The sequence below is a fragment of the Nocardia sp. NPDC003963 genome (assembly GCF_053605105.1).
The window spans coordinates 48,116-69,528 of the sequence record NZ_JBSGIP010000004.1; the positions used below are offsets into that span (position 1 = coordinate 48,116).

General features: G+C 65.3%; 17 protein-coding genes and 1 pseudogene. 4 read left to right on the top strand and 14 right to left on the bottom strand.

What is annotated here, in order from left to right:
* Positions 1-5: 5 nt before the first annotated feature.
* From ACWEWT_RS12325 to hutU, 4 genes are read right to left on the bottom strand one after another with little or no spacing between them, the layout of a single operon-like run.
* Positions 6-1,490 (bottom strand): aromatic amino acid lyase, encoded by a 1,485-nt coding sequence (locus ACWEWT_RS12325; protein ID WP_452558427.1) that lies wholly within the window; start codon positions 1,488-1,490, stop codon positions 6-8.
* Entirely contained in the window at positions 1,487-2,461 is a 975-nt protein-coding gene (hutG, locus tag ACWEWT_RS12330) for a formimidoylglutamase (protein WP_452558428.1), read from the bottom strand. Before hutG ends, ACWEWT_RS12325 begins: the two co-directional genes overlap by 4 nt.
* A 31-nt stretch (positions 2,462-2,492) precedes the next feature.
* Entirely contained in the window at positions 2,493-3,674 is a 1,182-nt protein-coding gene (gene hutI / locus ACWEWT_RS12335; RefSeq protein WP_452558430.1) for an imidazolonepropionase, read from the bottom strand.
* Positions 3,675-3,679: 5 nt separating this feature from the next.
* Positions 3,680-5,383 (bottom strand): urocanate hydratase, encoded by a 1,704-nt coding sequence (gene hutU, locus ACWEWT_RS12340; RefSeq protein WP_452558431.1) that lies wholly within the window; start codon positions 5,381-5,383, stop codon positions 3,680-3,682.
* Positions 5,384-5,620: 237 nt separating this feature from the next.
* Between hutU and ACWEWT_RS12345 the strand changes: the two are divergent.
* Positions 5,621-8,878: pseudogene (locus ACWEWT_RS12345) on the top strand (NAD-glutamate dehydrogenase domain-containing protein); the annotation flags it as partial.
* Positions 8,879-9,028: 150 nt separating this feature from the next.
* Positions 9,029-9,763, top strand: coding sequence for a histidine utilization repressor (gene hutC, locus ACWEWT_RS12350; RefSeq protein ID WP_452558828.1), 735 nt, complete (start codon positions 9,029-9,031; stop codon positions 9,761-9,763).
* Between the two features lie 387 nt (positions 9,764-10,150).
* Here hutC and ACWEWT_RS12355 read toward each other — a convergent pair whose 3' ends face one another.
* The 4 genes from ACWEWT_RS12355 to ACWEWT_RS12370 all read right to left on the bottom strand — a co-directional run bounded on the left by ACWEWT_RS12355 (position 10,151) and on the right by ACWEWT_RS12370 (position 13,829).
* The gene (locus tag ACWEWT_RS12355) at positions 10,151-10,645 is read right to left on the bottom strand and encodes a hypothetical protein (RefSeq protein WP_452558433.1); all 495 of its coding nucleotides are present in this window, start codon (positions 10,643-10,645) and stop codon (positions 10,151-10,153) included.
* A gap of 178 nt (positions 10,646-10,823) precedes the next feature.
* On the bottom strand, positions 10,824-11,699 hold the full coding sequence (locus ACWEWT_RS12360) for a cyclase family protein (RefSeq protein WP_452558435.1): 876 nt from the start codon (positions 11,697-11,699) through the stop codon (positions 10,824-10,826).
* 73 nt (positions 11,700-11,772) lie between these two features.
* Positions 11,773-12,642: a citryl-CoA lyase gene (locus ACWEWT_RS12365; RefSeq protein WP_452558437.1), complete on the bottom strand. Its 870-nt coding sequence runs from the start codon at positions 12,640-12,642 to the stop codon at positions 11,773-11,775.
* On the bottom strand, positions 12,639-13,829 hold the full coding sequence (locus tag ACWEWT_RS12370) for a CaiB/BaiF CoA transferase family protein (protein ID WP_452558439.1): 1,191 nt from the start codon (positions 13,827-13,829) through the stop codon (positions 12,639-12,641). Before ACWEWT_RS12370 ends, ACWEWT_RS12365 begins: the two co-directional genes overlap by 4 nt.
* Before the next feature lie 214 nt (positions 13,830-14,043).
* Between ACWEWT_RS12370 and ACWEWT_RS12375 the strand changes: the two genes are divergently transcribed.
* A complete protein-coding gene (locus ACWEWT_RS12375) occupies positions 14,044-14,826 on the top strand; it encodes an IclR family transcriptional regulator (protein ID WP_452558440.1) in 783 nt (260 codons plus the stop codon).
* 192 nt (positions 14,827-15,018) lie between these two features.
* Here the strand turns inward: ACWEWT_RS12375 and ACWEWT_RS12380 are convergent, their stop codons facing one another.
* The 5 genes from ACWEWT_RS12380 to ACWEWT_RS12400 all read right to left on the bottom strand — a co-directional run bounded on the left by ACWEWT_RS12380 (position 15,019) and on the right by ACWEWT_RS12400 (position 19,872).
* Positions 15,019-15,831 carry an amino acid ABC transporter permease gene (locus tag ACWEWT_RS12380; protein WP_452558442.1) on the bottom strand — a complete coding sequence of 271 codons (813 nt, stop codon included), beginning with the start codon at positions 15,829-15,831 and terminating at the stop codon, positions 15,019-15,021.
* Positions 15,828-16,475 carry an amino acid ABC transporter permease gene (locus ACWEWT_RS12385; RefSeq protein WP_452558444.1) on the bottom strand — a complete coding sequence of 216 codons (648 nt, stop codon included), beginning with the start codon at positions 16,473-16,475 and terminating at the stop codon, positions 15,828-15,830. Before ACWEWT_RS12385 ends, ACWEWT_RS12380 begins: the two co-directional genes overlap by 4 nt.
* 28 nt (positions 16,476-16,503) lie before the next feature.
* Positions 16,504-17,391: a glutamate ABC transporter substrate-binding protein gene (locus ACWEWT_RS12390; protein ID WP_452558445.1), complete on the bottom strand. Its 888-nt coding sequence runs from the start codon at positions 17,389-17,391 to the stop codon at positions 16,504-16,506.
* 37 nt (positions 17,392-17,428) lie between these two features.
* A complete protein-coding gene (locus ACWEWT_RS12395) occupies positions 17,429-18,145 on the bottom strand; it encodes an amino acid ABC transporter ATP-binding protein (protein ID WP_452558829.1) in 717 nt (238 codons plus the stop codon).
* A 632-nt stretch (positions 18,146-18,777) separates the two neighbouring features.
* Positions 18,778-19,872: an AbrB family transcriptional regulator gene (locus ACWEWT_RS12400; RefSeq protein ID WP_452558447.1), complete on the bottom strand. Its 1,095-nt coding sequence runs from the start codon at positions 19,870-19,872 to the stop codon at positions 18,778-18,780.
* A 241-nt stretch (positions 19,873-20,113) separates the two neighbouring features.
* Between ACWEWT_RS12400 and ACWEWT_RS12405 the strand changes: the two genes are divergently transcribed.
* The gene (locus ACWEWT_RS12405) at positions 20,114-20,497 is read left to right on the top strand and encodes a MarR family winged helix-turn-helix transcriptional regulator (RefSeq protein WP_452558831.1); all 384 of its coding nucleotides are present in this window, start codon (positions 20,114-20,116) and stop codon (positions 20,495-20,497) included.
* Between the two features lie 232 nt (positions 20,498-20,729).
* Here ACWEWT_RS12405 and ACWEWT_RS12410 read toward each other — a convergent pair whose 3' ends face one another.
* A complete protein-coding gene (locus ACWEWT_RS12410; RefSeq protein ID WP_452558448.1) occupies positions 20,730-21,242 on the bottom strand; it encodes a hypothetical protein in 513 nt (170 codons plus the stop codon).
* Positions 21,243-21,413 lie beyond the last annotated feature (171 nt).

Below are 21,413 nucleotides of genomic sequence, written 5' to 3' on the forward strand. Positions count from 1 at the left end.
TAGTGCTACTTTCCGTTCGACTCGGACGTAGGACCACCCGAGTACTTCAACGCCTTCTGCGCAGGTTCGTGCAGGAACTCTGTGGCCACCTCGAGGTCCGGGCTCAGCGGCCGGTCGGCCACCCGCGAATCGAGGCGGTCGCGGACCCGGCGCAGGTAGGCACCGAGCGGAGTGCCGGGGTCGAGCTCACGCTGCTGCTGACCCAACGCGCGCACCGCGCAGATCAGTTCGCACGCCAGCACCACAGTGGCCTGTTCGAGGATGTCGGTGAGTTGGGCCGCCGCCTGTGACGCGAAGCTGGCATGGTCTTCGGTCCCGCGCGAAATGACCGTGTGGCCGAGCGAGCCGGGCGCCGCCGACGCCTTGGTCTCGGCGATCGCCGCGGCAGCGGTGTATTCCAGCAGCATCACGCCGCTGCTGCCCGCCGGACCGTCGGCGAGGAAGGGCCGCAGCCCGGTCACCGCGGGGTCGGTCAGGTTGGCCAACCGGCACTGGGAGAGCAGGGCGCTGCTCGCCACGGCGAGTTTCAACTCGTCCACTCCGAGCGCTAGCGGCATGCCGTGGAAGTTTCCGTTGTGGAATATCTCGTCATCGTCGACGCATACCAGTGGGTTCTCGGTCGCCGAGTTCATCTCGATACCGAGGGTGGCCTTCAGACGCTGGACCGCCTGCCAGGTCGCACCGCATATCGGAGCGATCGCACGGAATCCGTAGGAATCCTGTACTCGTACCGGTGCGAGTCGGTGGCCGGCGAGCAGGATACGAACCCGCTGCGCTACTTCTTCCTGGCCGAGGTACGGCCGCGCCGCCTGCACCTGTGGCGCGAAGGGCTCCGACGAGCTTCTGGTCGCGATCAGCGACAGCACACAGACGGTCAAGTAGTGGTTCAGCCAGTTGGTCACCCTTTCCGATGCCGCCGCCGCGATCGCCACCGTCATGGCGTTGGTCGAGATGAGCGGCAGAGCATCGCCGTGGTGCGGGGTCCACCGCTGCCGAGTGCGGCCGTCGCTCAACGGGATATCCCCGATCAGTGCGAGACCGATCTCGGCGAACGCGCTGAGGTCGCCGGTGCCGATCGCGCCACGGGAGTGCACCCGGGGCAGTGCGTCGGCAGCGACAGCGCCGGTCAGCGCCGCGACGATATTCGGATGAATGCCGGATCCGCCGTTGAGGATCTGATTGACCCGGATGATCATCGATGCGCGAACGATATGGTCGGCCAGGTACCCACCCGATCCGGTGGCGTGACTGCGCAGTAGGCGCAGGTCCTGCTCGACACCGTCGGCGACGGTGTCGTCGCGGTTCCCACCGACACCCGTGGTGCGACCGTATACCGCTCGGCGCTGTGCGATCCGCAACGCCGCTTCGCGCGATTTCCGCACCTTGTCGTGGCCCGCCGGATCCGCCGTGATCCGGACCGGCGCCGCCGCCAGTTGCATCAATCTTTCCACGGCGAGCCCGCGACCACCCAGCACCACCTCGTCGGTCATGAAATCTCCTGTGGTGGTTGCCGCGTGGTGACGATGCGGTGGATCAGCCGGGCGGCGGTGCGCGCGGTGCGGCTGTCGATATCGAACAATGGATTGAGTTCGGCCACGTCACAGACCACGAGCTTGCCGCTCGCGGCGACGTGGTCGGTGACGGACTGGATGGTTTCGAGGGGCACCCCGAAGGCGGCAGGTGCACTGACTCCGGGCGCCACCGAGGCGGGCAACACGTCCAGGTCGATGGTGAGGTGAACAAGGTCGACGCGGGTCAGGAATTCCTCGACGAATTCCCGGACGCGAGGAATGCTGCCGATACCGCATTCGTCATCCGGCAGGTACCTCACACCGAGGCGTCGCGCGGTGTCGAACAGGGCAGCGGTGTTGCTGGGCTGGCCGATACCGACGACCGCGTATTCGACGGCCGTCCCCGTCGCATCCGCCAGCTCGAAGATCTGCCGAAACGGTGTCCCCGAGGAAGGAACCGGATCGGCGCGGAGATCGAAGTGCGCATCGAGATTCAGGACCCCGATCCGCACGTGCGGAGTACGCAGGACCGAATCGGACAGCCCCCGGTAGGTTCCGAATGCCACCTCATGGCCGCCGCCGAGTACGACCGGGAACTGTCCCGAGTCGAGCAGCTCGGTCACCACACATCCGAGCCGGCGTTGACCCGCCGCCAACCTGTCGTAGCCGACCTCTACCGTACCGGCGTCGAACGCGCGGATCGGGTCGGCCAGTGCCATCGAGGACAATGCCTGCCGCAGCGCATTCGGCCCGGCCGCCGCGCCGCGGCGACCTTGGTTGCGGTGCACGCCTTCGTCGCTGGCGAAGCCGACGAAGACGCAGGCAGCCGGGTCGGCGCCGGGGATGTGCGGTCGCACCACGTGATGCCACCGCAGATGCTCGCCGCCGGGGCCGTCGTCACGGCCGGTCCATAGCGCCGGCGGCATCGTCACCGGAATCGGTAACCCCATCTCTCGGTCTCCTCGTAGCAGGTCGGTCGGCTCAACGTGTTGCGGAATAGACCGGCTGTCCGGCCACCCAGACGCTGTGGATCAACGGCACTCCCGGCCGGTATGCCAGGTGTAGGTACGACGGTGCGTCCAGCGCGATCGCATCCGCCTTCGATCCAGGGCTCAGGACCCCGATATCGGTGCGGCGCAGCGCCGCCGCCCCGCCGGCGGTCGCTGCCCATACGGCTTCCTCCGGCGTCATGTGCATATCCCGTACCGCCAGCGCGATGCAGAAGGGCAGGCTCGTCGTATACGAGGTACCCGGGTTGCAGTCGGCACCCAGCGCGACGGTGACACCCGCGTCGAGTAGCGCCCGAGCGTCGGGATAGCGGTTGCGCGTCGAGAATTCGGCCGCCGGAAGCAGCGTGGCCACCGTCGAACTCTGCGCCAGTGCGTCGATATCCGCAGCGGTCACATAGGTGACGTGGTCTACGGACGCGGCCCCGATCTCGACCGCCAGCGCGACGCCGGGGCCGGGCCGAAGCTGGTTGCCGTGCACTCGCGGTACCAGGCCCTTGGCCATACCCGCGGTGAGCACGGCATGTGCCTGATCGCGATCGAACGCACCCTCCTCGCAGAAGACATCGATCCACTTGGCATGCGGTGCGCACGCCTCGATCATCTCGTCGCAGACCATGCGCACGTAGTCGTCCGCACGTCCGGTGTATTCCGGCGGCGGGACGTGTGCGGCGAGCAGCGTGACTTCATCGGTGAACGCCGCCGCGATCTCGGCGCTGCGCAACTCGCTGTCCACCGATTGCCCGTATCCGGTCTTGCATTCGATCGTGGTGCTGCCACTGCGGCTCGATTCCTTCATCAGCCGCCCGGTGTTCGCGCGCAGTTCGTCGTCGGTGGCGTCGCGCGTCGCTTCGATCGTTGTCCGGATTCCGCCTGCCGCGTACGGCGACCCGGACATGCGTGCGCTGAACTCCTCGGCACGATCTCCCGCGAACACGAGATGCGCATGGCTCTCTACGAATCCCGGCAGTACCGCCCGTCCGCCGAGATCATGTCCGGTATCACTGCTGGGCGCGGAGCCGGCTTTGCCGATCCACGCGACGACGCCGTCCTCGAAGGCGATCGCGGCATCACGTACCAGGCCGAGGGGGCCTTCGCCGATTCCGGGGTCGTTGGTGACGAGAGTGCCGATTCCGGTCAGCAATGTGGACCGCATCGCGCTCAGCCCTCGTTCATCGGGACACGCACCCCGCGCGCTCTGGCGACATCGTTCGCATAGTCGTAGCCCGCGTCCGCGTGCCGGATCACACCCATTCCCGGATCGTTGGTCAACACCCTGGCGAGCTTCTCGGCGGCGATTTCGGTGCCGTCGGCGATACACACCTGTCCGGCATGGATCGAGCGGCCCATGCCGACTCCGCCGCCGTGGTGGATGGATACCCACGACGCTCCGGACGCGGTGTTCACCAGCGCGTTGAGCAGCGGCCAGTCGGCGATGGCATCCGACCCGTCCGCCATCGATTCGGTTTCGCGATACGGCGAGGCCACCGAGCCCGAATCCAGATGGTCACGTCCGATCGCGATCGGCGCGGACAGTTCGCCGGAGGCCACCATTTCGTTGAACTTCAGACCTGCCAGATGTCGTTCGCCGTACCCGAGCCAGCAGATCCGGGCGGGCAGGCCCTCGAAGGCGACCTTCTCTCCGGCCATTTCGATCCACCGGCGCAGGTGCGCGTTCTCCGGGAAGAGGTCCAAGATCGCTTTGTCGGTGGCCTCGATGTCCTTCGGGTCACCCGACAGCGCGGCCCACCGGAACGGGCCCAGACCTTCCTCGAAGAGCGGGCGGATGTAGGCGGGGACGAAGCCGGGAAAATCGAAAGCCCGGTCGTACCCGGTCTTGCGGGCCTCGTCGCGGATCGAGTTGCCGTAGTCGAAGACCTCGGCTCCGCGATCGAGGAACCCGACCATCGCCCGCACATGGTCGGTCATCGACGCCCGGGCGTCCTCGGTGAACTTGGCCGGATCCTGCTCGGCCGCCGCCTTCATATCCGCGAAGTCGATTCCCGCCGGCAGGTACGCCAGCGGGTCGTGTGCCGAGGTCTGGTCGGTCACGATATCGATGGGTGCGTCCATGGCCAGCAGTTGCGGGAAAATCTCTGCCGCGTTGCCTTCGACGCCGATCGAGAGCGGCCGCCTGGTATCGCGGGCCTCGACTGCCAGCCGGAGCGCGTCGTCGATATCGGTGGCCTTGGTATCGAGGTACCGATGTGCGATCCGGCGGTCGATACGAGTCACGTCGCAGTCGACACAGATCGCGACTCCCCCGTTCATCGTCACGGCGAGTGGCTGGGCACCGCCCATACCACCGAGTCCCGCGGTCAAGGTGATGGTGCCCGCCAGGGTGCCGTCGAGGTCGGGGCGGCGGCCCGCGGCGGCCAACTTGCGCGCCACCGCACCGAACGTCTCGTAGGTGCCCTGCAGAATGCCCTGGGTGCCGATATAGATCCACGAGCCGGCCGTCATCTGTCCGTACATGGTCAACCCGAGTTCCTCGAGCCGGCGGAACTCCTCCCAGTTCGCCCAGTCCCCGACCAGGTTCGAGTTCGCGATGAGCACTCGCGGGGCCCATTCGCTGGTGCGGAAAACGCCGACCGGTTTGCCCGATTGCACCAGCATGGTTTCGTCGGACTTCAAGGTCTGCAGCGTCCGGACCATCGCGTCGAATGATGCCCAGTTGCGCGCGGCCCTGCCGGTACCGCCGTAGACGACCAGCTCGTCCGGGTGCTCTGCCACGTCGGGATCCAGATTGTTCATCAGCATCCGCAGGGCACCCTCCTGCTGCCAGCCCAGTGTGTTCAGTTCGCGCCCGCGTGGTGCGGACACGGATCGCGAGCCGGGCACAGCGGCGGGCTTGACGGTCGACATCGGTGTGTACTCCTCGGGTTCGGTTGGGACACGTCGGCGGTGCGGCGCATCAGAGCAGCGCATCCGGTGACGGGCTTCACGCTTCGGAACGTCTGTGTCGGGACTCACGCTGCGCGAGTAAGAATGTATAGTCCTGTATAGACATGCTGGTGTCAAGCGGTACGCAAGAGCTGGGCCGCGCACCCGCGGCGGAAGGTATTTCACATGAGTCCCACTGCGATCGTTCCCGAGCCGGCTCGGGCATCGGCGGACCCCGTGGTCATCGAGCGACTGGGGTCCGGGGAGATACACCTACGAATGACTTGCGGTATCGACCGCGAAGCAGGTGAATGGCTGCTCACCCTCTCCGTGGGGGGCCGCCGGGCATCCCTGAGCGAAGTTCTTCCCATACTGGGCAGCCTCGGCGTAGAGGTACTCGACGAACGGCCGTACACGGTCGACAATTCCAGCGGAATGCGTTGCTGGATATACGAGTTCGGGATTCGGTTCCCCGCAACTCTGGCGGGTGAGGCCGCGCAGGAAGACCCGACGTTCGCGGCACGGTGCACCGAGACGATCGCCGCGATCTGGAATGCTCGGGCCGAAGCCGACAAGTTCAACGAACTCGTTCCGCGGGCGGGGCTGGGCTGGCGTGCGGTGAGCGTGCTACGCGCCTACGCGAACTATCTTCGTCAGGCCGGTTTCCCGTACAGCCTCCCGCATATCGCCGGAGTGCTCGGCGAGTATCCCGGCATCACCCGGATGCTCGTGGATCTGTTCCGGGCGCGGTTCGACCCCGACCTACCGGAGCCACGCGTGACCGAGCCGTTGCTGCACGCCGTGAGCGCCGAATGCGGCGCCGTGCCGGGTCTGGACGCCGACCGCATTCTGCGCGCCTTCCTCGGTCTCGTCGATGCGACGGTGCGGACCAATTTCTTCGTCCACCCACCGACCGCGGACCGGTCCACCGACCGCGAATACCTCTCGTTCAAGTTCGATTCGCAACGGATCGCCCAGCTGCCACAGCCGCGGCCACGCTTCGAGGTCTACGTTCATTCGCCCTGGATGGAAGGTGTGCATCTGCGTTTCGGCCGTGTCGCCCGCGGTGGACTGCGCTGGTCGGACCGCAGAGAAGACTTTCGCACCGAGGTGCTGGGCTTGGTCAAAGCGCAAGCGGTGAAGAACTCGGTCATCGTGCCGGTCGGAGCCAAGGGCGGATTCGTGGTCAAACGTCCGCCCGCCGCGACCGGCTCCGCCGCGGCGGACCGCGACGCCTACCGTGCCGAGGGAGTCCGCTGCTACCGCCTTTTCATCAGCGGTCTGCTGGACCTCACCGACAACATCGACCTCGCCGGCGGTGCCGTGATCCCCCCGGCTCGCGTAGTCGACTATGACGGCCCCGACACCTACCTCGTCGTCGCCGCGGACAAAGGCACCGCGACCTTCTCCGATATCGCCAACGATGTCGCCGCGCAGTACGGATTCTGGCTGGCGGACGCGTTCGCCTCCGGCGGCTCGGTCGGCTACGACCACAAGGCTCTCGGCATCACGGCCAAAGGCGCGTGGGAAAGCGTGCGGCAACATTTTCGAGAAATCGATCTGGACCCGCAATCGCGGGATTTCACGGTAGCCGGGATAGGCGATATGAGCGGGGACGTATTCGGCAACGGAATGCTGCTCAGCCGGCACATCCGGCTCATCGCGGCCTTCGACCACCGGCATATATTCCTCGACCCGAACCCGGACGCCGCGGTGTCGTTCGCCGAACGCGCGCGTCTGGCCGCGCTGCCGCGATCATCGTGGAACGACTACTCCGCCGATCTGATCAGTCCCGGCGGCGGCGTCTGGGACCGTTCTCGTAAGGCGGTGCCGATCAGCGAACCAGTGCGGCAGGCACTCGGCTTGCCGGACGGAGTCGCCGAACTGCCGCCGCCGGAATTGGTGCAGGCGATCCTGCGCGCACCCGTCGATCTGCTCTGGAACGGCGGCATCGGCACCTACGTGAAAGCGAGCACCGAATCGCAACTCGACGTCGGGGACAAGAGCAACGACCCCGTACGGATCGACGCCACGCAACTGCGTGCCCGGGTGGTCGTCGAAGGCGGCAATCTCGGCTGCACCCAGCTCGGCCGCATCGAGTACGCCCGGGCCGGTGGCCGGATCAATACCGATGCGCTCGACAATTCGGCCGGGGTGGACTGCTCCGACCACGAGGTCAACATCAAAATCCTGCTCGACGCCTGGATCGGCGCAGGAGCGCTCACGAGCGAAGAACGCGCCCCCCTGTTGGCGGCAATGGCTCCTGAAGTGCTGCGTCTGGTTCTTGCCGACAACGACTCCCAGAACGACCTCATGGGTTTCAGCCGGGCCACCGCCGCGACCTCGATCGCGGTGCACGGCCGGCTGATCGATCACCTGGTGCGCAACTACGGTGTGGATCGTGCCCTCGAGGTCTTGCCCGGCGCGGCGGAGATCACCGCCCGGCAGCGATCAGGACAGGGGCTCACGTCTCCGGAGTTGGCGATCCTTGCCGCGCACACGAAACTCGCGCTGAAATCGCAACTGCTGTCCAGTGATCTGCCCGATCTATCCGACTTCACCGATGTGCTCGCCGATTACTTCCCGGAACAGCTACGCGGCCTCTCCGGCACGGCGGTCGAGCAGCATCCGCTCCGGCGCGAGATCATCGCCACCACGCTGGCCAACCGTGTTGTCGACCGCGGTGGTATCACCTACGCGTTCCGACTGCACGAGGAGATCGGGGCGACGGACGTCGACGCCGTCCGGGCATTCGCGATCGTTACGGAGATTTTCCAGCTGCCCGATCTGTGGCGCATCATTCGGGAAAGCCGGTTCGACGCCGCGGTCACCAATGACCTGAATTTCTCTATCCGGCGATTGGTCGACCGATCCGCGCGCTGGTTACTGACGCGCCGGCCACAACCATTGGCCGTGCACGCCGAGATCGATCGTTTCCGGGATCGAATCGCGGAATTCACACCGTATCTGGGTGCCTGGTTGCACGGCGACGACGCGAACGACCTCGCCGCCCGCACCGCCGCGATGATCGGGCAGGGGGTTCCGGCCGAACTCGCCCATACCGTGCAGGTGCAGCTCGACCAGTTCGGCCTGCTCGACGTCGTGGAAATCGCCGACCTCGCGGGCCGCGGTATCCAAGAGGTCGGTGAGCTGTACTATCTGCTCTGCGAACGAATCGGGCTGGTACCCCTGCTTGTCCAGGTTTCCCGGCTGGAGAAGGAGAACAGGTGGAACGCGTTGGCCCGACTGTCTCTACGCGACGAACTCTACGATATCGTCCGCGCGGTATGTCTCGATATCCTCACTCTCGGTACCTGCGATGGCACCGCGGCCGACAAGATCGCCGAGTGGCAGTGTGACAACACAGCCCGGCTGCTGCGCACGAGCACTGTGCTGGACGCCATCGAGGAGTCCGGCCAACAGGATCTGGCGGCGCTGTCGGTCGCGACACGCCAATTGAGAGCAATGGTCAGGTAGTGAAATATTATGTGTCACAGGTATTCCCGGCAGTAGGCAATCGTCTGCACGGGGGGACTGAACGGCGGGAGCAACACAATAACAAAAGGATAGGGGTCCGAAGTGGCGGTCGCAGACGTGGATACTGAGCTCAAGGCGCTGTTCAACGATATGGGGAACGAATCGGCTCCCGCGTACGAACGCGTGAAGAATCTGATCGTCTCGCAGATAACCTCGGGCCAGTGGTCGGAGGGTGACCAGTTGCCCTCGGAGAATCAACTGGTCACGACCCTCGGATTGTCTCGTATGACAATCAATCGTGCGTTACGCGAACTGACCGCCGACGGGCTCCTCGTACGAATGATGGGTGTCGGTACGTTTGTCGCTCCGCCGAAATCGGTGTCCTCATTGTTCGAGGTGAGGAATATCGCCGATGAAATTCAACAGCGGGGCCACAGTCATCGAACGGAGGTTATCTTCGTCCGTGAGGAGGACACCGGTGCGGAACACGCGATTATCGGAGACGAATTGCGGGGCACTGTCTTTCATTCGCTGATAGTTCATTTCGAGGACGACACGCCGATTCAGCTGGAAGACCGCTACGTAAATCCGAGGGAGGCGCCGGATTATCTGAATCAGGATTTCGCACTGCAGACACCGAACAACTATCTGAGCGAGGTCGCTCCGCTGGTGCGCGGTGAACATATCGTCGAGGCAGTCCTGGGCGATGCCGAAGAATGCCGACAACTTCGTATGAAACGTTCGGAACCCTGTCTGCTGATTCGCCGGCGAACCTGGTCGGCGCGAGGATTGGTCAGCGCCGCGCGCCTGCTCCATCCGGGTTCACGAAACCGGTTGGTGGGAACATTCACCGGCGCGCCTACTCGCCTGGGCTTCGGAAAGTAGTTACCGGAGGCAGGTACGTACGCAGAAGGGCGCGACTGCTTCGAAGACTGCCGCAGCTCAACCGCCTCGCCCGGGGCCGGTCGACCGCGGCGCAACTCCGCATGAGCCGCTTCCGGGGACGAGCCGGCGTGAATCGGCTGCTCGGTCGCCTGTCCAGGGCGCGTATTGTGCGCGCATGGCATCCCATTCCACGGGTGCTGCGGTTCTCCACTTGCGGCTCAGTTCCGCGGCGCACAGTGCCGGTCTCTCTCTTTCGACCTCGTTTTCGGCATGGCCGGCGAGGTCGATGAGTGCGATCCACCGGGTGAAGTCTCGGTTCAGTTCTCGTTGCGTTTCCGTCTGCATTTCGCTCTCCTCGGAAGGCGGCTGTGATGGGCTGTCGATTGTTCAAATCGACGTGTATTGCGGTGCTGTTATCGCCGGAAATCGCAGACGCCGCCGCTGTACTTCTTCGATCATTTCGGTGTATCCCTGACGGGCTTCGGCCAGCCGGTTGCATGCTGTATATCGGATCCGCTCGTCTGCGGAATGCAGTGCGGTACGTTGCGCTCGGGCATACACTTCGGCGTTGTGGCTGATCACTGCGCCCAAGGGGTGGGTGTGCAAGCGTGCTCCGGCGGGGGCGGCGATATGCCGGGTCGTCCAGAGGTCGATCGCATCGGCCACCAGACGGATATCCGATCTGATGCGTTCTTCGCCGGGGTCGCGTGTGCCGCGGAAGCGGACGGGTAGGAGCTCGGCGTGTAGATCACCGAGTTCCCGCGCCCAGGAGAACACGGGGGAGCCGCCGACGATGTGGCCGGCGATGGCCCGGTACAGATGGTCCGGCTCGGGGAGTGACCCGTCCGGGGCTGACGGCGAGCGGCCCGTCTGCTCGATCATTCTGAACGTCCTTTCATTGCCGGAATCTCCTTGTTGTCCAGCCTGTGCTTCTTGGGACGGGATGGCATCGGGAGGTTCGAGACAATTGGTGACGGGATACCTACCTATGCCTGTTTCCGCTGGTGGCGTGGCAGTTGTCGAAAGATTCGTGCGGGCCCGGGGACGCGGCATCCGGAGATCATTTGATCGCGGTGGCGTTGGCGGGTGAGCCGACACCACCGACGAGGTTGAGCGGCTTCACGGTCAGCAGGCATTCGTAGCATCGGTCCCGCGCGGAGTCTTCGCCGAGTTCGTCGAGTTTCCAGAGCTCACCGATAGGAAGGCCGAGCAGGGCGATGAGTTCCTGATGCATCATGCCGTGATCGGTGTCGGCGCCGAAAGGCGATTTCTCCACCGCGGGCAGGCATTCGAGCGCGAACGTATCGGATGCGGCGAGTGCGACCCGATGGTCGGCGAACCAGTCGATCGCGGCGCGCGACTGTGCGAGGCCGGTGCAGGTTCTGGTGTCGTTGACCACCGTCCGCTCGGCTGCGGTGGCGTTCTCGAGAAACCACTGCGCCCATCCGGTGCGAATGAGCAGGAGGTCGCCGCTGTGCAGCTGCACATTCTGCGCCGCCAGCACCTCATCCAGTTCGCCGACGCAGAGGGCTTCGCCGCGCGCGTGATCGATGGGTTTCCCCAGTGCTTCGCGGTGACGACCGAGATCGATGAGGATTCCGCGGCCGACGATCGGGCGCCGGGACCAGTGGTTGATACCGAGAGCGGGGCTGCCGGCAACCACGGCTTCGTCCGGGGTGCCGTTGTAGAAGCCGTGCTCCGCGTGGCGCCGGTGCCGCAATCCGTCGAGGTGGCTGGAAGCCTGCGGCCAGAAACTATCCAGATAGTCGTCGCGGTGGTCGCGGTGCCGGGAGATCATCCGATGTTTCGGTGCACTGCGCTGCGTCGCCGGCGACGGCACGAACGCGTGGAGCGGGTAGTCGAGCCCGAACGCCGTCCCGCGCCGGACCAGGCGGGCGGCGTCGCGTACACATTCGGGCCCGGCATAGTTGGCCATCCCGCGCTCGGGCTCTGTGTCGAATTGTCCCCAGGTCGAGCGGTCCGGCCCCGCCGGTGTCCCGCGTCGGCGATCAGCGGGCCGCATCGGTCGTGTTCTCGACGCTGCGATACGGGTGCCCGGTGTAGGTGGGGAGCAGTGTGCGGGGGATGGGGCCTTTGTTCCGGCCGCCCTGCTGGATCTGTTCCCAGCCGTGGGCGAGGATACCCACCGAACGGGAGAGAACGAACAGCCCGCGGCCGAGCGGCGGCGGGAAGCCGAGTTCGGCGTAGACGACGGCGGTCGCGCCGTCGATGTTCATCGGAACCGGGTGGGCCCGTCCGGCGGCGAGGGACTGTTCGAGGGCGAGCGCGGCGGCCAGGTACCGGCCGGATACCGCACCGTCGTCCCGGGCTGCGGCGACCAGGGACAGCAATGGATCGCGGCGGGGATCACGCGGATGGAAGCGGTGCCCGAACCCGGGCACATATCGTCGCGCGGATCGATATTCGGCCACGATGCGGTCGGTGACCGGGCGAAGATCGGTGGGGTCGGCGGCCTGGTCGACGATCTCGGCGAGCACGTCCATGCACTGCTCACCGGCGCCGCCGTGGACGTCGCCGAGCATTCCGACGCCGGTGGCCATGACATTGTTGAGTCCGACCCCGCAGGTGGCGGCCATCCGGGTGGCCGCTATCGACGGAGCCTGTGGGCCGTGGTCGACCCCAGCGACCAGCGCGGCGTCGAGGAGTCGGCTCTGCCATGGAGCGGCCCGTTCGCCGCGGATCATCAGCCAGACCATGTCGGCGTAGGAGACAGCAGGGATCAGGTCCTCGATGGCGTAGCCGCGGTAGCGAATGACGCCGGGTGAGATGTCACTGATCTCGGTCCGCCACCAGCCGGTGACGTCGTCGATGGTGGTATCTGCCGCGCCGGGAACCCGGACGCGTTCGGTGATGTTCATACCGCACCTTCTGTGTGCAGGCCGGTGATCTCGTCGGCGGTGAATCCGAGATCGGTGAGCAGTTCGTCGGTGTGCTGACTCAGTTCCGGGGGACCGGACTCCGGTGCCAGCGGCCGGCCGTTGACGTGGAAGCCGGTGCCGAGGATGCTCACCGTCCGGTCGGGCAGGTCGACCCGGTGAACCAGCTCGCGTTCGGTGATCTGGTCGAGGTCGAGGGCTTCGGCGACGTCTAGTACCAGTCCGGCGGGTACGCCGGCTTCATTGAGCAGCGGCTCCCACTCGCGGGCGGTTTTTCCGGCGAGGGCGGCCTCGATCTCGAGGCGCAGCTCGCGGCGCCGGAGTTTGCGGTCATCGCGCAGCGCGAAGCGGCTGTCGTCGATGAGATCTTCGCGACCGATCACTTTGCAGAGGATTTCGAACTGTTCCTGCTTGTTGGCCGCGATATTGAGAGCGCCGGAGCCGGTCTCGAAGGTGCCGGACGGTGCAGCGGTAGGGTTTTCGTTGCCCTTGGCAACCGGCGGGTTTCCGGCGATGAGGTAATCGGAGACGACCCAGCCCAGTGCGGTCAGTGAACTCTCCAGCATCGAGACGTCGAGGTAGACCCCTTCCCCGGTGCGGGCGCGGGATGCGAGGGCTCCGTTGATGGCCATGGCGGCAGTTGTCCCGCCGAGTGTGTCGCAGACCGGAAATCCCACCCGCAGCGGCGCGCTCTCGGACGTGCCGGTGACCGCGCTCATCCCGGACAGGCCCTGGATGATCTGGTCGTACGCCGGTCGGTGCCGCATCGGACCGGTCTGCCCGAAACCGGAGATCGCGCAGTACACGAGCCGCGGGTTCGCCGTATGGAGTTTCTCCCACGAGTAGCCGAGTCGGGCGAGGACGCCCGGCCGGAAGTTCTCGACGAGGATATCGGCACCGGCGATGAGCCGGTCGAACACTTTCCTGCCCGCGTCCTTCTTGAGATCGACGGTGATGGAGCGTTTACCGGCGTTCTGGGCGACGAATGCGGCGCCCAGCTTCTGCGCGGACAGGCCGGGCTCGGCGCCGAGCTGGCGGGCCAGGTCGCCGCTGCCGGGCACTTCGACCTTGATGACGTCGGCGCCCATCAATGCGAGCTGGTAGCTCGCGTACGGGCCTGCCAGGACATTGGTGAGATCCAGAACCCGGACTCCGTCGAGCAGCTTCATCGGAAGATCCTTTCCGTGGGCGTTCCCACACCGACCAGAGCATGTCGTGCAACGGCCCCACCCTATCATTGGAACCATCTAGTGGTCTATCAATACCGTCTGACGGTTTTTAAGATCCCTGTGTGGCGCCCGCGGGCACCGTTACCGTGGATAACGGTTTCGGTGAACCGTAGAGTGGTGGCGCGAACAAAAGACTGAGTAGGGAGGATCAGCAGTGACCGCAGTACCGGTGAACTCGGCGGAAAGACCCTCTGTCAGCGACTCCGGTGTCCGTAGCGTCACCCGGGTCATCGATCTCCTGGAAATGTTCGACGTGGCGCATCCGACGCGCACTCTCAAAGAGCTCGTGGACGGAACGGCACTTCCGAAGACCACAGTGGTCCGTCTGGTCGCCACGATGTGTGCGCGAAATGTGCTGACCACCCGGGGGGACGGTTCCTACAGCCTCGGACCCGAGATGTTGCGCTGGGTCCGGCTGGCGGGCAGGACCTGGGCTCCGCCCGAAGCGGTCGTCGACGTCATGCGGGAGCTCAGCGCCGATACCGGCGAGACGGTGAACTTGTACATCCGCCAGGGGCTGACCCGGGTCGTCGTCGCGCAGTGCGAGGGGACCGCGACCGTGCGAAGCGTTATTCCGGTCGGTGTGCCGTATCCACTGTGGGCAGGGGCCGCCGGAAAGATCCTGCTGCAGGCGGCCCCGGAGATCGTCGGCGATGTGGCCGCGGACTCACCGTACGGGCCGGGGTTCGCCGAGGAACTACGGCAGCAGATCGATGCCGGTCGAGAGCGTGGCTATCAGCTCGTGCACGGCGAGCGGGAGCTCGGCTCCTCCGGGCTGTCGTTCCCCATTGTCGACGGGCACGGCGTGGTCCGAGCCGCGTTGACCCTGGGCGGGCCCACCGGCCGGTTCACCGATGACCGGACGCCCCGCTATATCGAGTGCACCCGCGTCGCCGCCGCGAAGATCTCGGCCGTTGGTCTCCCCGGCCTGGACTGAACCGAATCCGGCCGGATGCGGTCCCCGCCGCGCCGGAAACCTCAGGTCCATGCCGGGCCGGTATCGGCGCTCGGTCCGGGCTCGGCACCGGCGATGCCGGTATCCCGACCGGTGGTGTGGACGGTCGGGATACCGGCATCCGGTTGCGCTCTCCATGGTCGGAGGGTTGCCGAGGAAGCGGTTCTGCTCACCTCATGTGCGTGCGTCGATCCGGCGCGCCAGGACGGACAACCCGCCGTTCATCAGCAGGTAGATGATCGCGATCAGGGCGTAGACCGGGATGGCGTATTGTCCGCCGAGATACTCCACCGCGACCCGGCCGCTGCGCAGCAGTTCGGTGTAGCCGATGACGAACCCGAGGGAGGTTTCCTTCACAATCGTGACGATCTGGCTGATCAGTGCCGGCAGCATGATCCGGATCGCCTGCGGGAGAAGGATGATGCGGAAGATCTGCGTCTTGCGCATACCGATCGCGGCCGCGGCCTCGGCCTGTCCGCGGGGTAGTGCGGTGATCCCGGCACGGAAGATCTCGCTCATCACCGCGCTGTTGTAGAGCGAGATGCCGATGGCCAGAGCCCAGAACGTCGGGATGACGATTCCGAACTCGGGTGCGCCGAGGAAGATGAAGAAGATCAGCACGAGCAGCGGCAGGCCGCGGAAGATCTCCACCCATACCCGCACGATGTTGCGCAGCACCTTGCTGTCGGATAGACACAGCGCCGCCAGGATCATGCCGAACAGCACCGACAGCACGATGGACACGACCGCGCACGTGATGGTGGCGAGCAGGCCCTGGAGGACGCTGCGCATCATGTCCCGGTCCAGCAGGACCGACCACAGGTCAGGGGCGAGTTGGCCGTGGGAGCCGAGCTGATACAGCCCCAGCGCCGCGACGGCGGCGACCACGAGGCCACCCGCCCGGGTGGCGTTACGGACTTTGCGTTGTCCCTGCGGCCCCAGGACGTCGTACATGGGAGTGGCCGGTTTCGTCGCTGTTGTTGTCATCGGGCCACCGCGACTTTCTTCTCGACAATATTGGCGATCGTTCCGGCGGGAATGGTGATCACCAGGTAGAGAATGCTGGTGGCCGCCAGTATCCACAGCACGGCATGGCTCTCTTCGGCGATGATCCCCTCGGTGCGGGTGAGTAGTTCCGCGACACCGAACGCGCTGGCGATCGCCGAACTCTTGGTCAGCGCGATGAAGACGTTGATCAATGGCGGAACGACACTGCGGAACGCCTGCGGGAGCACAAGGTAGCGCAGTGAGCGGCCGAAGGTGAGTCCGATGGAGCGGCCCGCCTCGAACTGGCCGACCGGGATCGCATTGATTCCCGAGCGAATGGCCTCGCAGAAGAACGCGGAGTAGTAGATCGTCAGGGCGGCGACCGCAGCCCAGAAGAACGGGATCCTGATACCGAGTTGCGGGAATCCGAACAGGGTCATGAAGTAGATGACAGTGACCGGGACATTGCGGAACGTTTCGACGTATCCGGAGCCGAGCGACTGCAGAAGGGGGATAGGGGAAACTCGGAGCGAGGCGAGGATTGTTCCACCGATGGTGGCCAGGACGGTCGAAGCGCAGATCAGCGCGAGCGTAACTCCGAAACCCCTCATCAAAGCGCCGGAGTTCTCGACAACGGTGTGCATGGGATGTCCTCGTGGTGAGACGGAAATCTTAGGTGCAGGGCTGCAGCGGCGGCAGTACCGGTTGCTGCGCGGTGTACTGGCCGAGGCTTTGGCTCCAGGCCGCCGCGGCCGAGCCGTCGGCGTAGAACTCGGTGATCGCGGTATTGATGAACTCGCAGAATGCCACGTCGCCCTTGGCGATACCCACGCCCCACGATTCGACCGCGAAGGGCTTGTTGATCAGTTCCAGGTCCTTGATGTCCTTGCTCACGTAACCGGCGCCGATCGGCCCCTGGGTGGACAGCGCGTCCACGGAGCCGTTCTTGAGCGCGTCGATGCATTTGGACGAGACATCGAACTCGATCAGCTCGGCCTGTGGGAAGGCCTTACGAACCGATGCCGACACCGCTCCGCCGAGCGTGGAGCACACCTTTATCCCGGCCGGTGTCTGGGGATCGGTGATGTTCTTCGGATTACCCTTCACGGTCACCAGGTCGTTGTTGATATCCAGATACGGGCCACCGAAGCTGATCACCTTACGGCGCTTGTCGCTGATAGAAAATGTCGCGACGACGACATCGACCTTGTCCTGCTGTAGCAACTGCTCGCGGCTGGCCGAGTTCGCCTCCAGCCACTCGATCCGGTCGGCGGGAATGCCCAATTTGCCGGCGATGTAGCGGACCAGATCGATCTCGAAGCCCTCCTGCTCGCCGCGCAGATTGCGGGCCGTCAGGCCGGGGTGATCGTATCGGGTACCCACCCGCAGTACTCCGTCGCGGGCGATCTTGTCCATTGTCGTGCCCGGCGCGAACTGCGGCGACTGCGCGACCGCGGGAATGATGCCCGCGGTCACACTCGACTGGGTGCCGAACACGGCGATACCGGCGATGCTGAGCACGGCCAGCAACGGTACGAGCGGTTTGACGGGAAACTTCATAGCAGAGAACCTTTTCGTTTCAGCTCCGACGCGACCGTCAGTGCAGGACCTTCGACAGGAAATCCTTGGCGCGTGCGGACTCCGGGCTGCTGAAGAATTCGTGTGGATCGGCCTGCTCGACGATCTGCCCGGCGTCCATGAAGATCACTCGGTTGGCCGCGGACCGGGCGAAGGCCATCTCGTGGGTGACCACCACCATCGTCATTCCGCTCTCCGCGAGTTCCTTCATCACTTCGAGGACCTCGTTGACCATCTCGGGATCCAGCGCCGAGGTCGGTTCGTCGAAAAGCATCACCTTCGGCTTCATCGCCAAGGCACGGGCGATCGCCGCGCGCTGCTGCTGGCCGCCGGAGAGCTGGGCCGGCATCTTATCGGCCTGATTGCCGACCCCGACCCGGTCGAGGAAGCGGCGGGCAGTGGCCTCGGCTTGTTTGCGCGGGACGCCGAGGACTTTCGTGGGCCCGAGCATCACGTTCTGCAGGATCGTCATATGCGAGAAGAGGTTGAACGACTGGAAAACCATGCCGACCTCTGCGCGCAGCCTGGCCAGTGCCGTACCTTCCTGCGGCAATTCGACGCCGTCGAGCAGGATTCGGCCCGAGCTGATCGGCTCGAGGCGGTTGATCGTACGGCACAGAGTCGATTTGCCGGATCCGGAAGGGCCGATTACCACCAGCACCTCGCCGAGGGTGATGTCGAGATCGATATCGGTGAGCACGTGGTGGGTTCCGAAGTATTTGTTCACGCCTTGCATGCGCACCAGAACCGGTGCGTCGGTGGACCCCGATGACGGAGACGAGCGATCGATGGTCGAGTGCATGTGTTCCTCCGTGAACAGCCCGACGGGTTGTGATGTGAGACGGAACCCACCAGAAGGGTGGTAGTGATCCAGGTCATGTTCCGACGAGACGAAGCTAGCACATAAACCATCAGGCGGTCTACAAGAATCATCTAGCGGATCGTGGCAAGGGTTCTCCGCTGTGTAGAAGTTCCTGTTGGACGACCTCGACGGCGCCGTGGCCGTGGTTGTGCGGGTCCGGTGAGACCGAAATCGGTACTCGACGCGGCAGCGGAGTCCACCCACCGCGAGCGGATCGGCCGGGGTGAAGTCGTCGATCGATACAACCCGGCCTCGTCGAGGGATTCCGGGTTTCGCGTGGTGGCCGCGGTCAACCGGTTCGTCTGGTTCCGGTCGATGAGGAGCAGTGTGTCGCCCGGCCGGAGGGCGACGGGATGGGTCGGGCGACCCGGTCGGTACCCGGTACCGCACGTGGCATGAATCCCGACTTGCATGAGCTGGGCACCTTTGCCCAGTTGTCCGCAACTCGGTGCGACCTTCGGGTCCTCGTCCCCGTTGTCGCGTGCTGATCGTTCGCGGGACCGGTCCTACGTGGAGTCGGTCCGTGTCGCCGACAAACGGCGAGACATCCGGCCTCGGCGGCGATTCCACACGCGAGCGAGGATGGGCACTACGGCCAGTACGGTGATCAGTCGAATGATCTGGACGGCGGCGATGAAAGCGATATCGGATCCGCTTTCGGCGGAAACGGCGAGCACGGCCGACAACCCGCCCGGTGTGGTTGCCAGGTAACCCTCGATCGGCCGGAGTCCGGTGGCGCGGCTGAGCAGGAGGCCGAGGCCCGCGCAGGCCGCGCCGACGATCGCGATCAAGGCGAGGGCGGAAGGCAGTATTTGTGCGATCGCCCGCACGCTCGCCCAGGTGAAGGCGAGTCCGGCCTGCCAGCCGATCACAGCGAAAGCGATGAGTAACAGAACTCGCGGGACGGTGATGCCGTCGATGGCTCCAGTGAGTCCCACGCATCCGGCCGCGAACAGTGGGCCGAGGGTGGCGGGCGCCGGTAACCCGGTAAGCCGGGCGACGGCGACGCCGATGGCGAGGCAGCCGAGTATTACCGCGGCGGTGATATACCAGGGCGGGTGGATCGGGGGCGTAGGGCTGGAGTCGTGCGACGCCGGCTCGAGCATCAGTGCGGAGACCAGCGGCAACGTGACAATGATCAGTGCCACGCGCAGATACTGCACCGCGGCGACGACGCGATCGTCGCCACCCATCTCTCTGCTGACCGCCACGAGTCCGTGCGCCCCGCCGGCGATCATGGCCAACACGCCGGTAAATGTGTCGAGTTCGCGATGCCGGCCCAGTAGAAAACCTGCCAGGATGCTGACGAGGAGGGTTGACGCACACGCGCCCACCGCCGGAATCCACCGTGTGCCGAGCGCCGACAACGTCGCCGTATCGAGTTGTAGTCCCACTCCGACCGCGAGCACGGCTTGCGCCGATTGTCCGAGTTTGCGCGGTACTGCGGCGGGGCCCACGCCGCGCAGCGCGCACATCGCGGCCACGACGAGGCCTGCGAACATACCTGCCGCAGCCAGGTGTGCAGCGGTCAACGCCGCCCAGCCAACGGCGGTCCCGGTGATCAGAATCGTCCAGGGCAAGGCGGGGCGCAGAATCGACACGGCCGGATAATAGCAAGTCCAGTCTTGTGAAACTATTGTAAGTACGGCGATCTTTACGAAATTCTGCCAAGGTTTACCTTCATATATAGCGATGGTCTAGAGTGCTGCTGTGGAGGCTGTTTCCCGTGGCGGGTCGACCGACGATGCTTCCGTCTCGGCGACCGAACTTCGTGAGTCGATACTGGCGCTGACCAGACGGCTGCGCCGTGAACGTCCCCGGCACTTCCTCACTCCGAGTCAGATGCAGATACTCGGCGACGTGGAACGAGGCGGCCCCTGTGCTCCGGTCGAACTGGCCGCGCGACAGGGGGTTCGTGTTCAGTCACTGACGAGCAATCTGAATGCGCTCGAGGCCGCGGCGCTGATCACCCGGGAACAGGACCGGCACGATCGTCGCCGTCAACTGGTCGCGATCACGCAGACCGGCCGAGCACTCGTGGCCGCCGATCGCACGCAACGTGATCACTGGTTGGCGTCGGCCATGGCCGGTCGACTGAACGAACTCGAGCGCGGCATCCTCGATCTGGCCGGCCCCGTACTGCGAAAGCTCGCCGAGATCCCGCTCGACGAAGTCGACTCCGACGCCGGTGATGCCGTTGAACAACCGGCACCCCGGAGGTCCTGACGTACCTCGCGTGCGATACCTGCGCCGGCCGATCCTCGATCGCAACGGCCGATCGCGCCGCGCGCAGGTCGACTCGACCATCGCTCGTTTCCGGCCCACGTCATTGTGGTGGTATGCCAACGTCATCGGTGGCGCCGGCGGGCGCGGACTCCCGCAACCGGAGACCCGAGCTTGTGTCGACCGTACGAAGAACTCGCCACGAACCTCTTCGCCATCTGTCGGCTCCCGCGTACTACGTGACCCCGGACGGGAAACGCAGAAGCCCTCGGTGCGTCTCGTCGACCATTTCCCGGTAGCCTTCGCGTGCCTCGGCCAGGCGAAACCATGCCGCGTGCCGTATCCGGGCATCGATGGAGTGCCGGATCCACCACGACGCCTCCGCGTAGAGCTCGGCATTGTGGCTGATCACCTCGCCCAGCGAATGGGTATGCATTCGCCCACGGGACGTGGTGGGTACGCCGGTCACTCGCCAGGCATCGATCGCGGCCGTCACGCGGCGAATCTCCGTGCGTACCAGTTCGCCGTCGAAGCCGTCGCGCCGGGATGCCCCGTGGAATCGGACGGGCATGAGTTCGGCGTGCAGGTCGCCGAGTTCACGGGCCCATCCGGTGACAGGGAGATCATCCACCAGGTGGCCGGCGATCGCTCGGTACAGACTCTCGGGAGTCACCAAGGACGCGGTGCGGGACCGAGCCGACAGGCCGCCGGGGGGCTGCTGCTCGACCATTGCTGTGCTTCCTTTCATTGCTTACCTCCTCGTGCTTCCAGCCTGTACCGGGCGGGGCCGCCGCACATCGGGAGGATTTCGATCGATTCCCAGGGCCTACCTACCTATGGGTGTTTCCGGACCGTCGACCCGGGGCAAGGCACATCCACGAGCCACAGCACGCGGCTGCCGTCGGGTTCTACGACGAGT